Genomic DNA, 13,455 nt, shown 5'->3' with positions numbered 1-13,455 from the left:
GAAGGGGAGCGCATCGATAGAACGGAGATCCATCAGTCTATCGCTGCAACCTTACCCTAAGACGCCGAGCGCGCTCCTTGAAGGCGTCCTCGCCCCCTTCCAGGATACTGCACACCTGATGGCGCATGTCGGCGTCCTCCAGTCCTCCGGAAACGTAGGTGATTGACGGCAGTTCGCCAGGGCTATGCGTGCCGGCGCTAGCGACGATGATCTGGTCAGCATCCGTGTTGATCACGAGGTTGGCGTTGTGGGTGACCATGATGACCTGCCGCTTGGCCTTGGCCGCGATGAACAAGGCGACCAGTTCATCAAAGATCGATTTGGGATCGAGATTCTCCTCGGGCTGATCGATGATCAGGGGCCGATGATCGCTCTCGTCGAGCGCCAAGTACAAGAGGAGCAAGACAATCCCGCGCGTACCCGGCGACAACTTTGTGATGTCGGTGCCTTCGTAATCGATGCTGTAGGCGATCTGGATGTGGTCGGTGCTGAACAGCCACTTTGCGAAACGCATCAGCCAGCTTCGATATGCCGATTGATCATTCGCCGGTACATTGGCCACCGCGAGAAGCTCGTCCTGCCAGGCATCAGTGAAGTGCTGGATCGCCGTATCGATGGCGCCCACATCACCTGTTTCCCACGCCTTTCGGAGGTTGGCGTTGGCCCACTGTTCGATCGAGCCCTTTCCCTTAAAATCGCCGGCGCGCCGCAGGTCGAAAAGCTTCTCGCCGAGCGCGGCCCACTGCTTTACATCGGCATGCCGGCTGGCCGAAAAGGACAGCTTCTGCAACGTGCCTTGGGCGGCCTGTAGGCGGTCGACCAGAGGCTGATACAAGTCACGCAGGACCTGCTCTTCGGCGATAATCGCTTCGAACACGCGTAGGTAGCTGTCCCGCCGCTGCTTGCTGAGATCCGCCATGCGCACAGCGGCCTTTTCGCAATCGGCAAGCGTGGCGCGGCTGGCCTCGATCTGAGTATTCTCCTCGGCAATGCGCTTGACCAACGCTGCAAACTTCTGCGCGGTCTCGGTGTCGATATTGATGAGAGCCTGCAGACGCAATGCCTCCGCCTCCAACACTGCAAGCGGCGTCTTCTCTGGGTCCGCACCCTCTGCCAGATAGGACTGATTGGGATCGGTGATACGTGCCGGAGGCACCCCTCGCCACGCTGCCGCATTCTTTCGTGTGGTCTCAAGCTTGGCTGCCAGGGCGGCGTCGACGTCACCATGATACTCAAGCAGGAATGCTTGCCAGTCCGTGTCATCGAGACGAGCCGCGACGAAGCTCGATTTCGTCTGCCGAAGCGCTTCCGGCGCTTTGTTTTGCCGAAACGCCTTCACCTCATCCTGCAGGCCGAGGAGCGAACTCTCCTGATTGGCGAAGTACCGGACGTACGAACGCACCTTTTCGGCGGCATTGGTGATGGCTGAAAGACGGTCGGCCCGTGCCTCGCTCCCTTTCACGATGAGCTTGTCGCGATCGCTCTCCAATCCCTTGACGGTCTGCTCCTTCTGGGCGAGCTGCTGCTTTAGCCCAGAGATCTGCCGCTTCTTTTCCCGCTCGAGGCCGATCTGATCCGAGAGCGTGGAAATGGCATCCTCTTCGCGCTGGCGAGCGAGGCGGAGGCGCGTTGCCCGCAGCTCCAGAAGCTGGTCGAAGCGAAATGTCCCATCCTTTTCGGGATGCGCTTCGAAGATCACTCGTTCGATCTCGGCCAGAAGTGCATCGGTCATTCCGTCAGCCGAGCACAGTTCCTCGACGAACTTCTGCGAAAGATAACGCGCCCGCGGGAAGCGTCCGTCTAGCTCGGCATCATAGTCGTAGTCGAGCAGATCGCGTTCGGATGGGTCGCCGCTGCCCCAGTCAAGTCGGACACTTGCCCCTTCGAGTAGATCCCCTGCTCGGAGAAGGAAGGAGGCAGGGCTGAGATGTTCAGAAGCCGCATCGCAACCTGCGGCAATCGCGTCGGCGAGAGCCGTCTTTCCTGAACCCCGCGCGCCGATGATAGCGACGAGCCCAGGGTTGAGCTCGACGACGGGTGTTGCCGCCCAGTCGGCATTTTGGATTGTGACGCAAGAAATCACCTGCGAGGGCGTGGCGCGAGTCGGAGGTGCGGCGCCGACAAATGCCCGTCCGGCAGGATCGATGACCGCCTGACGCAGCGAGTCGAAGTGAGCACCCCCCTTTACCCAGGAATAGCGATCGCCGTCGGGAGCCCCGACTTTTGCTGTCTCATGGGCATCGCTTCCGTGCAGACAGGGTTTGAGTGCTCCATACCGGGAGCGGATATCGTCCGGCGTGGCGCTGCTTTTACGGCCTAACCAGAAATCCCGTTGACTGATGCTGCTGGCGAATATGATGTGAGCGAACCGCTCAACCTCCTGTCGCTGCGCCCCTTCAGCTTCGCCCCGCATGCCGGACGTGCCATCATGCTCGCTCCCGGCAACTGCTATGAGAACATTGGCTTGGGCCCAATCGATCGCGCGATAGAGCTCCACCAACTGTTCAAAGCTCACCTTAAACTGCGTCGCGCCACGTGCGAGTGCAGCTCGTCCAGAGAGACCGGGATCGATCCTCGAGCCGAGGCGCGTTAGCTCGTCTGGCGTGCATGCGAACCGATCCCCAGAATACTCGAACGTCAATTGCGCGAGGAAGCGCTGTGTAACCCCTACATGATCAGGATCCTGCGGATTGACGAGAAGATGGCAGTTCACCCAGTTGCCCTTGACGGTCCCAAAGGCAAGTCGCAGCTCCACATTCGGAAAGACAAGGTCGACGCCAGGAAGGCGACCGTCGCGGTGTTTCGCATCACGGACGCGCTCATAAGTGTCGAGCAAATAGTAATCGGTGACGCCTAGCGCGCGGATGACGGGCGCCGCCATTTCAATCCTGGTGAGATATTGCTCCCAGCTGTCGGTGCCATTAAACTGATCGTTCAGTACGGTACCCGGTGCATGAATATGAGGCTCCCATCGGAGCCAGCGTGATCCGGAACTACCCACATTCCCCCCAATCATGTGTTTTTATGCCGTCGAGTTCCGCCTCGTGACTATGTCAATGTCGCAAACCAAGAGCTCGCAGCCACGCCTCGACCTGCCCGAAGGCATCCTGCTGCCATTGCTCGGGTGTGCGACCATCAAGGATATCCGTCTCAGCAACGAATTTTCGGACGCTCGTCGGCCCATATCCTTCGGGCGCGTCGAACTTCTCCGCAATATATTGATAGCCTTGTGAGCCGCTCTCATGCTCGAGTAGCGGTTTGCACGCTGCGGCCAGGGCTTCGATCCCATCAGGATAATTTCGAATACAATAATAGATGTCGTAGGCGTCCTTCTGCTTGTGACGGCCGTTGAGGGCATAGCCCTTCATCGCAAGCAAGGCAGGGATCGAGCATACGGCTACCTCGACGCGGTTGGTGCCGCCTTCCGGCATATCTCCGGATATCGCGACGAGTTGGTAGAAGCGAAGAGCAAGGTCCGCTCCGTCAGCGCGCTGAACAGCAAAATCGCTCAAGATCGGCGGGCTATTCTTCACGATCTCCGCGTGACGGGGCATGAGGAAATCGACGACGATGTCGATGGGCGCCCCGCCATCGTTTACCGGCACCTGACGGACAAGCTGAAAGCGCCGAAGTTCCTCCCTCTGCTTGTACCCATTGCCCAAGAGAGCCTCGACCAAGTTCACATACTCGCCATCGCCGAGGGCTTCCGCGTCGAGGCCGAGATCGACATCAAGTGTCCCCAGATGGGGCATGTCCTCATTGTCGAGCAGCAGCCAGGGAACCGCACCACCAATCACCGCGAACTTCCCTTTGAAGCTGCCGAGGATCTGTCCGATTTCGACAAGGACACCCTTCACGGCCTTCGTTGTGCGGTCCTCATAATCCGCTGCGGACTGAGGCTCGGGCGGCACTATTTTCGCCATGAAAGGAGTTCCTTTCTGAGATGTTCAGCAGCTTCCGCTCCGCGTTCGCCCGCGATGGAAAGATCAAGATAGGTTTGGACGGGACTCGTGCAGATTACATTCGGGGCAGGCTCGACGATATCGTTGAAGAGGCCACGATCTTTAAGCACCGTAACCACAACGTTCGCTCCCGACGCCGCGGGGGAAAGTTTCAGGGCATCGCGCAGACGGTTGAGCCCGGCCGCATCCGCGTAAAAATGTTGTGTGGCAACGCGGCCATAAGGGGCCAGCCAGTGCGCCGCCGAAAACGAGGCGAACGCAGCGTGGGGATAGCCTTCCTGTGCACCAAGTGCGCCTCGCGCAGAGGCCTCCAAGGATTGGCCATGGAGCGTCGTGTAAAAACTCATGCGCTCGCCTGCCGGCGCTTCATAGGCTTCGCGCCAAGAGTCAAGGAGTCCATCGGGCTGAGAAAGCCGCAAGCCATCTTCCGTAACCTCGGCCCATTCGCGGTCGACCAACTCGCTCCGAACATTACTCACGTGGCCAAGGCTGACATCGGAGGCCTGGGCGAGGTCTGCGACTCGCCATGGTCGAATAGGATCGCGAAGAAGAACCCGAAGAACCTGCGCCGACTTTGGTTTGAATATTGATTTCAGACTGCGGTGGACCGCGGGTGGCTTCGCGTCGACCTGCCGCTCGATGAAGACGCTTTCGAACGCGATCCGCGCGTTCCCCACGAAATCGATAAATCCAACATTGAACTCCCGGCATAGCGCTTGCGCATCCGGCGATAGATATGGCGCGATGAAGATCGGTGTTGCCGGTGGATCGAAATGATCCGCGGCTTTGTGGAGCTGAAGGAGGGTCGCACGCACATGCCGCGGCTGGCCCGCTGGCTTGACCTCGCAAACCAGGAAATGGTGATGCCCATCGATGTTGAGTTCTACCAGAATATCGACGCCGGAGCGTGGTGACGTCAGCTCCACTTTGTTTATCCGTAAGACGGGCACACTCTGCAGCAGCCCCTCAACAACCTTCGCTGCTTGGCTTTCGAGTTCATTCAATGAGTCGTCGGTTTTCAACATTTGCTGAAAATGGCGCCTTCGGTGAAACCAGTCAAGCGAATTTCAGTGGACGATGGTTTTCAACAAGCGCTGAATAACCCTGCTAGAGTGAAACGCATTGCATGATCGGGCCACCTGGTGGCAAGGGAGCAAGGTCGTGCGGGTCTAGAGAACGCCCCACGCTCGGTATCTACCCCTGCCCGTCATCTCGCGAGCACCAAGCTCGCTAATTAAATTCAGAGCGCCGCGGGGCGTCACCCCGGCCGCCTTTGCGATCATGGACGCCGACACGATCGGGCGCGACAGGATCAGATCGATCACCGCCGGAAGGCTGCTCGACGAGCGACGGCCGCGCATCCTCCGCTCCATCTGATCCCGCGCCTGGTTGAGCCGGACGATCTCCTTCATACCAGCCTCCGCCGCGATAGACATCGCCTCAAGGAAAGCGAGCAACCGCGTCGTTCGCTCTCTCGCGCGACGTCGCTCTCGAGGAACAGCTTTCAGCCCGACATTGTATGCCAGCAGATGCGAGATGATCTTGCCGCTCGACCGGAGATAGGCGACGACGAGCTGGCCACCGAGCCAGTGCTGGCGTTGCACCGGCTCCAAGGATTCCCAGGCGTCGTACAACAGCACGGCCGCAAGTGCGGGTGGCAGTGTTTCTGCACACTTCAGGACCGAACGCCATTGTGACAGCCGTTCCGCCTCATCCCAGTCTGGGTCGCGGATAACCAGGTCGCCGACGGCGAGTGAGGGGCGCGCTGCGGATGTCGGCGCAGAGCCGTCGCTCAACGCGTCGAGGACGCGCTGCGAGCGACATATGATCGCATCAATATCAGCGAACTCGCGGGCAAGCACACCATCCTCATCATCGTCGAGATCGACGCTCCCCTCCCCTGCTCGCCCGGCCAGCGCGAACTCTTGCTGCCGCTCCGCGCCGAGAACCGCTCCTGTCAGCGCAGCCACGCCGCCCTCGCTGACCGCCCAGGCGGGATCGGCACCGAAGATCCGACGCCGAGCACGGAGGATCGTGTGCCCGATGGTCAGCTCATGGGTGGGCGCCCGGATATCCATTTGGGCATCGTGGAGCACGAGGTCCTCGACATGGACGAGTTCGCCCGCCACCCACATACTGGCAGCCGCATCAAAGAAATGTCCCCGCTCGACAAAACCATCGCCGACGGGGCTGCGGCGTACAACCTCGTCGAGTCGGGCAAGTCGATCTTCGGCCCGTGCAATGGCTGGAAGAAGCGTCTCCAGAGGCAATTTCTCGATTTCGTAAGCCATTGTAATAAAATGCCTGCCAATCCGATACAGAAGTTATCATGTCCTTCGCTTCCGTCACATAGGTAGATTTCCCGCGCGCGTACTTAGTAAAGGCGGCTAGGCCTTCCGGATTGAACAGAGGTATGCCCACCGCGCCTCAGGTCGACGAGAAAGGCCATTTTTCCAATGGTTTCGACATTCAGCGCTGCGGCAAATGGAAACAAGAGACGTTTACAAACGATCGTTTTCTGGCACATTGCTTATTTGTACAAGCCGCCCCAAAAACCCCAGAAAAATCCGATGGCGAAAGCTGCAAACCTCACTCCCCCTCCCCTGCCGCAAAGGCTGATCGGATACGCCCGCGTTTCGACTGACGATCAACTCAATGACGCGCAGGTCGACGACCTAAGGGCGGCCGGCTGCCACCGTATCCACCAGGAGCACGGATCCGGTGCGTCGCGCGCAAGGCCCGTGCTGACAAAACTGCTCAAGGACCTTGGCGCCGGCGACGTTCTCGTCGTCGTGCGCCTGGACCGCCTTGCCCGATCGGTCAGCCATTTGCTCGATGTCATCGAAGACCTCGAAAAGCGCGGTGTGCATTTCCGCTCGTTGCGTGACCCGATTGATACCTCGACGCCACAGGGGATGTTTTCCTTAGCAGTGCTTGGCGCCGTTGCTCAGCTCGAGCGGGCCCTGATCGCCGAACGAACGAAATCCGGAATGAAGGCCGCCAAGGCGCGCGGCCGGCTTGCTGGCAATCCCGGCCTTCGGGAACGCCGCCCTGAGGCGATCCGCGCGGTTTCTGCGGCGCGCGAGCGCGCCTACCTCGACGAGTTGATTGCATCGGCACAGACATGGCTGCCGACCGTACGGCAACTTAGACCTCAGCACAGCTGGGACAACGTCGTGCGTATCCTCAATCGTCGCGGTCATGACTGGACCATCGAGCGGCTGCGGCGAGCGGTTCATCGCTTGGTTCGTGAGAAGCTTGCCAAGCCGGAACTGCTGGCTCGCTCTCCTCGTCGCGCGCCCGAGGACCATTTGATGAAGCTCGTCGCCGCAATCACGATCGCCGATCCGGATCTTTCGCTTCGCGACATCGCCGCCCAACTGGATCAGATGCACGAGCGACCGCCCCGCGGCGGCCGGAAATGGCAGCCGTCCTCCGTCAGGAACTTGCTGGAGGAAGCACGCCGCTTTGGACTGGTGCGCTCTTAAGCGCCTCGCTCATGAGACGCCAAACATGCCTGTCGCGCGACCGACCCTTCATTTGGGCAACTTCTTTCCATTCACCGCTGGCGAGAATTTTTTCGGCCAGCCGACGGTACTCCGCATCCGACCGCAGTTGGAGCTTTACGGAAGAAATTTTCGTCGCCGGCGCCGGCCTTTCGGCCGCCGACGACGGCGAGCCACGGAGATATCCGGTGAACGCCTGCTCCATGAAAGTGGGCGGCTCCCCGAACAATTGTCTTGCTCCGACCAAGTCGAGCAGCTGCGCCGCCGACAACAGAGTGGCGATGCGCCAGGCAACCGACAAATCTGAAAGAGAGTTCTGGAAAGCGGAAGCAAGCGGATGCAATCCGAACGCACCTCGCAACCACGCTATGTATGGCTTTCCCTTGAAGTGAGTTGGCATCCATAGGAATTGCATCGCGACCGTCAGATCGTCAGTTGAGAGGACATGCCGGCCCTCGACGATCGCCTGAATGGCCTTGGCCAGTTCTATCTGGAAGTCCAAAAAAACCGGAGCCTCGGTCTCCCGCGTCGTGGTCGACACCGGGCTCGCGCACGCTCTGCAGACAAGCACCGCCCTCCCCCGCAGGCAGTCAAACCGAAACCAACCACGAGCAAAGCAGCACTCGCAGTAAGTCCGCAACGTGCGGCGATGCTTCACGCAGACGGCAGCTTCAACGTGACCCCATTTAAGGCGGAGGAAATGATCACGGCCCTCCGCAGCGTCCTCATCGAGACATTCGGCGCACGTTCCGCGTTCTCGGCGATCATCAACATACCAGACTGCGGGTCTGATCATGCGTCCAAGTGCCATCGCCTCGATTTGGTCCGGCCGCAGTCTGCAGGAACGTGCCCAAGCCTTGAGCATCTGGGCTCTCGGATGGAAGTCGCGCTTCAAAAACCTCCTCGCGAGGTCATCGTCCCCGCATTCAAGCCAGAGGTCGATTTGGTCTGCCGTGCATCCATAGCGGCAGGCAACGCGCTCTTGCCATGATGAAATCAACTCGCCATCGTAAGGACGCGGCGCGATCGGCAGCAGCGGTATTCGCCTCATCGGCCGACCCGTCGCCCGAGTTGCCGTTCCGCGTGACGGCGCATGGCAACGAGCGGCAAGACGAGATCCTCGCGATCGAAGCTTTCAACAGTGATGCATTCCCGGCCGCTGCGGATAGCGTCTGTCGCGACTGTCTCCATCAGTCGAAAAATCCGCACCGTCACTCCTTCCGTTAGGTCGAGAACGCGCCTGCGGATGGCAGCCGCGCCCAGTTGCGATGGCTGGCGCAGCGGCAGAATGCAAGCGAGGCTCGACAGGAGTTGCGCCAGTTTTTGATCGTTCGACCAGCGTTCGAGATGAAACGCTTCGAAGCGCTCGGCAAGTTGGGGATCGGTGAGCAAAGCTTGTCGGGCTAGATCTGTACCGGCGCAAACCAGTTGAACCCTCAGGTCATTGGCGAGGAAGCGGATGACGTTGAGAAAGATCCTCTGCTGGCGGAAGGTACCGGTCAGCATGGCATGGATTTCGTCGATGATCAGCATCCGCACACCCATGCTGCGCATCAGGCTTCTGCAAATTCCCTTGAGCCGAAAAGCCGCATCGCTCGCGGGCCCCGGCGCCCCCATAGCATTCAGGAGTTCGCCGTAGATGTCCCGTTCGACCGGCTCCGCCGGCATCTGCATCGCCACGACCGGCATGGTGGTCACACCGCTTGCTCGATCGAAGGAGGCCGCGTGATCGCGGAGGAATTTACGGATGATCTTCGTTTTTCCCATGCCCGTGTCGCCATAGAGAAGCAGGCAAGGCATGCGATCTCGCGGAGGATAGGACAGCAAATCCTCCAAACGCATCAGTGCTGATCTGGCTTGCGCCGTTTCCAGCCACCGATCAGACCGGATCCAGGCCACGCGCTCGTCGTCGCCAAGAGCTGCTTGGCTTTGATAGGCCGGTAGCAGATGCGCATATTCTATCACGACCACTCCTCTACAGTTAAGGGCGACAAGTCGATGAAGGTCTCGTCTTCAGCCTCGGTCTCCGGCGGGCGGGACGGTTCCCCGCCAACGGCGAGTGCTCGTTCGGTTCGTTCCACATGGCGGCGCATGCTTCGGGTCTGCTGAACGGCGCTTTCCAGCAGTCGCCGTTGCTCCGCGATGGTGTCGAAAATCAATTTTTCATCGACAGAACGAACCCCGCGCTCTCTGAGCGCTGCACGCGCCAGGCGATGTTCCCCTAGGGTGATAGGCGGCCGGTCCAGAGCCGCAAATCGGACGGGCCAGACAGAGCCGTCCTCCTGTTCAACATAGACACAGGAAAGGTCGCGCGGATCGAATTTGACCCGTACTTGGCGCGCCGACCGGCCAGCCAACGGACTGAGAACGTCATCCCAATAACGAATTCCAAACAGATGCAGGCCATCCCTGCGGATGCAACGCTCCTTGAAGGGCAGGAAATCTCGCAAAAACCGGTCTGGATCGTGCGGCAGGCGCAAGGGATCGACACGGGCCGCGACAGCATCATTCCAGGCGGTTCGCGGCGGGAGCAGCAATGCGCTGTGAACTTCAGCGTGATAACGGCCGACGATCTGAAGGGCCAACCACCTCTCCAATTCGTCCAGCGTCATCGCCGCGTGCTTTTGCGGATCGTAGGAGCCTCGCTTGGCTATGTTGCTCGAGGTGGATCCGGGCAGCAGATGCACAGCGCCCATCATCGTGCCGATCAGCCGCTCAATGTGCCCGCCGTAATGCGGTCGGGCGACGGGGCGGTGCACCAGCTCGATGCCGTGCTCAGGTGCTCCTCTAACGAGAGCTTTGCCATGAAACTCCCGCCCGTTGTCGAGGTGGATAATGTCGGGCAGTCCAAACACCGGCCACTCGGCATCAATGCCCCTCGCCTGCAGCCAAGGTGCTTTTGGCATCACCAGATGCTGGATCGCCAAGGCTACCGACGTCGACGACGGAGGCTCCAGACTGAGATAGAAGCCGGCCACCATTCTGCTCGCGATATCAATGGCCAATGTCAACCAGGGACGCTGCAGCGGCCGTCGATCTCTCGCATCTACGATGAACAAATCTACCAAGGTATGATCGATCTGGACGATGTGGAGGGCGTGATCGGCACCGTACTCGCAGACGACGGCATCGAATTTCTGCCGGGCTGCCTTCGCGCCTTATCTCGCCTGCATCAGGCTTCTGGGATCGGCGAGGTCTATTCGAGCCCGGACAGCTTTCAATGATGGTGGATGAAGCCGACGTTCATGACAGAGTTCTTCCACCCGATCGTAAAGTGCGGTGACAGTCGGCCGCTCTCGTTTGCGGTAGGTATCGGCAATCGCCGTCTGAATGATCTCCTCGATCTCAGGCGACAAAAGCGTCTTGCCTTTCGGTGGACCCGAGCTGTCCGCCAGCAATGAACTCGTGACCGGCGAGGCACGATACCGGCTCAACAGTACGTAGAAGCGACTTCGACTTATCTTCAGCTCACGGCATGCCGCGCCTACGTGCAAAGGTGAAAGGCGCGGCAATAATGCCAAGGGTCGGATCACTTTTTCGCGCGACACGGCATCCAACCACACCGCGTCATCGACCATGAGCTTATCGCGTTTACGGCTCATCGGCCGTCACCCTTACCTTAACCGGCAAATCAGAATAGAATCCTGCGATCCTGGTCGAATCCACTCAATTAGGGTGACCTACTATTGTTACAAAACAAAGACATACAGTCCATTGAATTAGGACTAGCGACACTGTCGCTCGCATTTGATCGCCGGACAGTCCGTTTCAGGCGTCTGTGGTCGTCGAAATTCGCAGCCATTGGGCGGACTCGTTGTGCGCTTGATCAGCGGACTGCAGCGGTCTAGCGCCTCGCATGCAATCCCGACCGGCGTTGACGGCGGTCGCGGCGACCGACCGGGTGCTCACAGGCACCTTCTTCCGGGCAATCGCCGATTTCGGCCAAGGAAGCCCGCTCTGCGGTTTTTTACGCTTGACGAACAACGCCTCATCCCGACCCGCGAAACGCGCTCCATGGTCTTCTGTGTGACTCGATTTTTTCGCACTCGCTGTCCTCTCGGGCGGAGACCCGGTAGCGGGTCACCCATTCCTGGAATGCGCCGCATCAATCAGCCGCGCACGAGCCCTGTCGCGTTTGCGATGCGGTAGGCGTTGTGCGGCTGTCCACCTTGGGTCCGCCAGGATCTGAGTGGCCAGGCGCTCATATTCAGCCGAACTGCGCAGCAACGGATCGGTGGCCATTCCATGGGGCGGCGGTGACATGGTGCGCGTGCGCCGCGCGCCATTCGAATAGCGGCCTCCGACATTCTAGCGACCCCATCCGGGTTGACGCCGAACACGTCGCTCAGGGCGAGCAGCGTGACGAAGCGCCCACCGACGACCGGCCGAGCGGCGCCCCGCTTATGATGCGTGCAATTCGGGGCTGGACGAGTTATATAGGTAGAATATAGATCATCAGGAACCTTTGAAGATGGCCCTTAGTATAAAAGATCCGGAAACCGAACGTCTGGCGCGCACGCTCGCGGAGCGCACCGGCGAAAGTATCACTCTCGCGACGCGGACAGCGCTTGAACAGCGTCTACGCCGCCTCGGATCCAGTATTCGCAAGGCAGCTCTGCTGGAGGATCTCGCGGCCAGCAGACGACGCTGGCGCAGCCTTCCAGTCCTAGACACACGTAGTGCAGATGAGATTGTCGGCTATGACGAGAACGGACTACCCGGCTGATGGTCATCGACACCTCGGCGATTGTTGCGATCGCGCTGGACGAACCGGATGCCTTGACCTTCGAAGAGCGCATCGCCGACGATCCTATACGCTTGATTTCGGCGGCCACCGTGCTTGAAGCGGCAATGGTGCTTGAAACGAGGCTTGGCGAGGCTGGCGGTAGCGAACTGGATCTATGGCTCCACAAGATCGGTGCCGAGGTCGTACCCGTATCTCCGGGCGATGCGGATCAGGCACGCCGCGCTTGGCGCCGCTACGGTAAGGGCCGCCACCCGGCTGGGCTAAATTACGGGGATTGCTTCTCCTACGCTCTCGCGTTCATGACGGGTGAGCCGTTGCTCTTCAAAGGCAATGACTTCTCACAAACGGACATCAGTGCCGCATGACAATTGAAGAGCGAAGCGTTGGGACGCGCTATAGTGCGCGCCCCTCCCCTCCGCTTAGGGTCCATCTGCAGGACGTCACCGATCGCGCTCGCGATTATGTCGAGGCGGCAAGCTCAGCCAGCACCCGCCAGGCTACGCATCAGATTGGAAGCGTTTCTCCGCCTGGTGCCGGCGGCAGAGTCTTTCTTCGCTCCCGCCGGATCCTTCGGTGGTGGGACTCTACATCACGGCATGCGCTTCAGGCGCACCGACGCGCGGCGGCAAGGAGGACAGCGTTTCGACGATCGAGCGTCGTCTCTCCGCCATCGGCTGGAACTATACGCAGCGCGGCGAAAAACTCGATCGCAAGGACCGCGCCATTGCCACCGTGCTGGCCGGCATCCGCAAAAAACACGCGGCCCCGCCCCGGCAGAAGGAGGTAATCCTGCCGGAAGACCTGATCGCCATGCTTGAGACGCTCGAAAGGGGGACGCTTCGCGGCATGCGGGATCGTGCCATGCTGCTTGTCGGGTTCTCCGGCGGCCTGCGCCGCTCGGAAATCACCGGGCTCGACCTTGGCCGCGACCAGACGGAAGATTCCTCGGGCTGGATCGAAATCTTCGACAAGGGCGCGCTGCTGACACTGCGCGGCAAGACGGGCTGGCGGCCGGTGTACGCGACGACCTCTCCGCGGCCGAGCGCGGCCAGATGTTTGCCGGGCACTCGTTGCGTGCCGGCCTCGCCTCCTCGGCCGAAGTCGACGAACGCCATGTGCAAAAGCAGCTCGGCCATGCCTCCGCCGAAATGACCCGCCGCTACCAGCGCCGCCGCGACCGGTTTCGCATCAACCTCACAAGGGCCGCGGGCCTGTAGCCCTCCCCTCCCCGCCAAGGTCT

At 60.2% G+C, this 13,455-nt stretch carries 11 protein-coding genes and 2 pseudogenes; 4 read left to right on the top strand and 9 right to left on the bottom strand.

Going from position 1 to position 13,455, the window contains the following annotated elements; genetic code table 11:
* Nucleotides 1-37: 37 nt before the first annotated feature.
* The 4 genes from AC5XE7_RS17505 to AC5XE7_RS17490 form a co-directional block, all read right to left on the bottom strand.
* Nucleotides 38-3,016, bottom strand: a complete 2,979-nt coding sequence (locus AC5XE7_RS17505; RefSeq protein WP_338341948.1) for a TrlF family AAA-like ATPase — start codon at nucleotides 3,014-3,016, stop codon at nucleotides 38-40.
* A 37-nt stretch (nucleotides 3,017-3,053) separates the two neighbouring features.
* Nucleotides 3,054-3,923: a nucleotidyl transferase AbiEii/AbiGii toxin family protein gene (locus AC5XE7_RS17500; RefSeq protein ID WP_272809186.1), complete on the bottom strand. Its 870-nt coding sequence runs from the start codon at nucleotides 3,921-3,923 to the stop codon at nucleotides 3,054-3,056.
* On the bottom strand, nucleotides 3,911-4,987 hold the full coding sequence (locus tag AC5XE7_RS17495; protein ID WP_272809185.1) for a type IV toxin-antitoxin system AbiEi family antitoxin: 1,077 nt from the start codon (nucleotides 4,985-4,987) through the stop codon (nucleotides 3,911-3,913). Before AC5XE7_RS17495 ends, AC5XE7_RS17500 begins: the two co-directional genes overlap by 13 nt.
* 144 nt (nucleotides 4,988-5,131) lie before the next feature.
* On the bottom strand, nucleotides 5,132-6,253 hold the full coding sequence (locus AC5XE7_RS17490; RefSeq protein WP_272809184.1) for an RHE_PE00001 family protein: 1,122 nt from the start codon (nucleotides 6,251-6,253) through the stop codon (nucleotides 5,132-5,134).
* A gap of 279 nt (nucleotides 6,254-6,532) precedes the next feature.
* On the opposite strand from AC5XE7_RS17490, the gene AC5XE7_RS17485 reads away from it, so the two are divergent.
* The gene (locus AC5XE7_RS17485) at nucleotides 6,533-7,450 is read left to right on the top strand and encodes a recombinase family protein (RefSeq protein WP_272809249.1); all 918 of its coding nucleotides are present in this window, start codon (nucleotides 6,533-6,535) and stop codon (nucleotides 7,448-7,450) included.
* Here AC5XE7_RS17485 and AC5XE7_RS17480 read toward each other — a convergent pair.
* The 5 genes and pseudogenes from AC5XE7_RS17480 to AC5XE7_RS17460 form a co-directional block, all read right to left on the bottom strand.
* Nucleotides 7,401-8,009 (bottom strand): hypothetical protein, encoded by a 609-nt coding sequence (locus AC5XE7_RS17480; RefSeq protein ID WP_272809250.1) that lies wholly within the window; start codon nucleotides 8,007-8,009, stop codon nucleotides 7,401-7,403. The two genes, AC5XE7_RS17485 and AC5XE7_RS17480, sit on opposite strands and share 50 nt — an antisense overlap.
* Nucleotides 8,010-8,117: 108 nt before the next feature.
* Nucleotides 8,118-8,519: pseudogene (locus AC5XE7_RS17475) on the bottom strand (TniQ family protein); the annotation flags it as partial.
* On the bottom strand, nucleotides 8,516-9,433 hold the full coding sequence (locus tag AC5XE7_RS17470) for a TniB family NTP-binding protein (protein WP_272809251.1): 918 nt from the start codon (nucleotides 9,431-9,433) through the stop codon (nucleotides 8,516-8,518). The gene AC5XE7_RS17470 and the pseudogene AC5XE7_RS17475, both read right to left, overlap by 4 nt.
* Nucleotides 9,430-10,527: a transposase gene (locus AC5XE7_RS17465; protein ID WP_495917910.1), complete on the bottom strand. Its 1,098-nt coding sequence runs from the start codon at nucleotides 10,525-10,527 to the stop codon at nucleotides 9,430-9,432. Before AC5XE7_RS17465 ends, AC5XE7_RS17470 begins: the two co-directional genes overlap by 4 nt.
* A gap of 99 nt (nucleotides 10,528-10,626) precedes the next feature.
* Nucleotides 10,627-11,070 (bottom strand): DNA-binding domain-containing protein, encoded by a 444-nt coding sequence (locus AC5XE7_RS17460; RefSeq protein WP_272809252.1) that lies wholly within the window; start codon nucleotides 11,068-11,070, stop codon nucleotides 10,627-10,629.
* A gap of 869 nt (nucleotides 11,071-11,939) precedes the next feature.
* Here AC5XE7_RS17460 and AC5XE7_RS17455 point away from each other — a divergent pair.
* The 3 genes and pseudogenes from AC5XE7_RS17455 (at nucleotide 11,940) to AC5XE7_RS17445 (ending at nucleotide 13,432) form a co-directional block, all read left to right on the top strand.
* Entirely contained in the window at nucleotides 11,940-12,194 is a 255-nt protein-coding gene (locus AC5XE7_RS17455) for a type II toxin-antitoxin system VapB family antitoxin (protein WP_272809253.1), read from the top strand.
* On the top strand, nucleotides 12,194-12,580 hold the full coding sequence (locus AC5XE7_RS17450; protein WP_272809254.1) for a type II toxin-antitoxin system VapC family toxin: 387 nt from the start codon (nucleotides 12,194-12,196) through the stop codon (nucleotides 12,578-12,580). The genes AC5XE7_RS17455 and AC5XE7_RS17450 overlap by 1 nt, the downstream gene beginning before the upstream one ends.
* Nucleotides 12,577-13,432: pseudogene (locus tag AC5XE7_RS17445) on the top strand (tyrosine-type recombinase/integrase). The gene AC5XE7_RS17450 and the pseudogene AC5XE7_RS17445 overlap by 4 nt, the downstream one beginning before the upstream one ends.
* The last annotated feature ends 23 nt before the right edge of the window (nucleotides 13,433-13,455 follow it).

It is taken from the genome of Aquamicrobium sp. YD-1-mutant5, assembly GCF_059509755.1.
The sequence above is the reverse complement of the archived record's forward strand: the minus strand, read 5'-3'. Positions and strand labels throughout refer to the sequence as shown.

What these genes read in the sequence shown, in the direction of transcription:
- AC5XE7_RS17505 (WP_338341948.1), bottom strand. Translation starts at nt 3,016, where the DNA reads ATGATTGGGGGGAATGTGGGTAGTTCCGGATCACGCTGGCTCCGATGG.
- AC5XE7_RS17500 (WP_272809186.1), bottom strand. Translation starts at nt 3,923, where the DNA reads ATGGCGAAAATAGTGCCGCCCGAGCCTCAGTCCGCAGCGGATTATGAG.
- AC5XE7_RS17495 (WP_272809185.1), bottom strand. Translation starts at nt 4,987, where the DNA reads ATGTTGAAAACCGACGACTCATTGAATGAACTCGAAAGCCAAGCAGCG.
- AC5XE7_RS17490 (WP_272809184.1), bottom strand. Translation starts at nt 6,253, where the DNA reads ATGGCTTACGAAATCGAGAAATTGCCTCTGGAGACGCTTCTTCCAGCC.
- AC5XE7_RS17485 (WP_272809249.1), top strand. Translation starts at nt 6,533, where the DNA reads ATGGCGAAAGCTGCAAACCTCACTCCCCCTCCCCTGCCGCAAAGGCTG.
- AC5XE7_RS17460 (WP_272809252.1), bottom strand. Translation starts at nt 11,070, where the DNA reads ATGAGCCGTAAACGCGATAAGCTCATGGTCGATGACGCGGTGTGGTTG.
- AC5XE7_RS17455 (WP_272809253.1), top strand. Translation starts at nt 11,940, where the DNA reads ATGGCCCTTAGTATAAAAGATCCGGAAACCGAACGTCTGGCGCGCACG.
- AC5XE7_RS17450 (WP_272809254.1), top strand. Translation starts at nt 12,194, where the DNA reads ATGGTCATCGACACCTCGGCGATTGTTGCGATCGCGCTGGACGAACCG.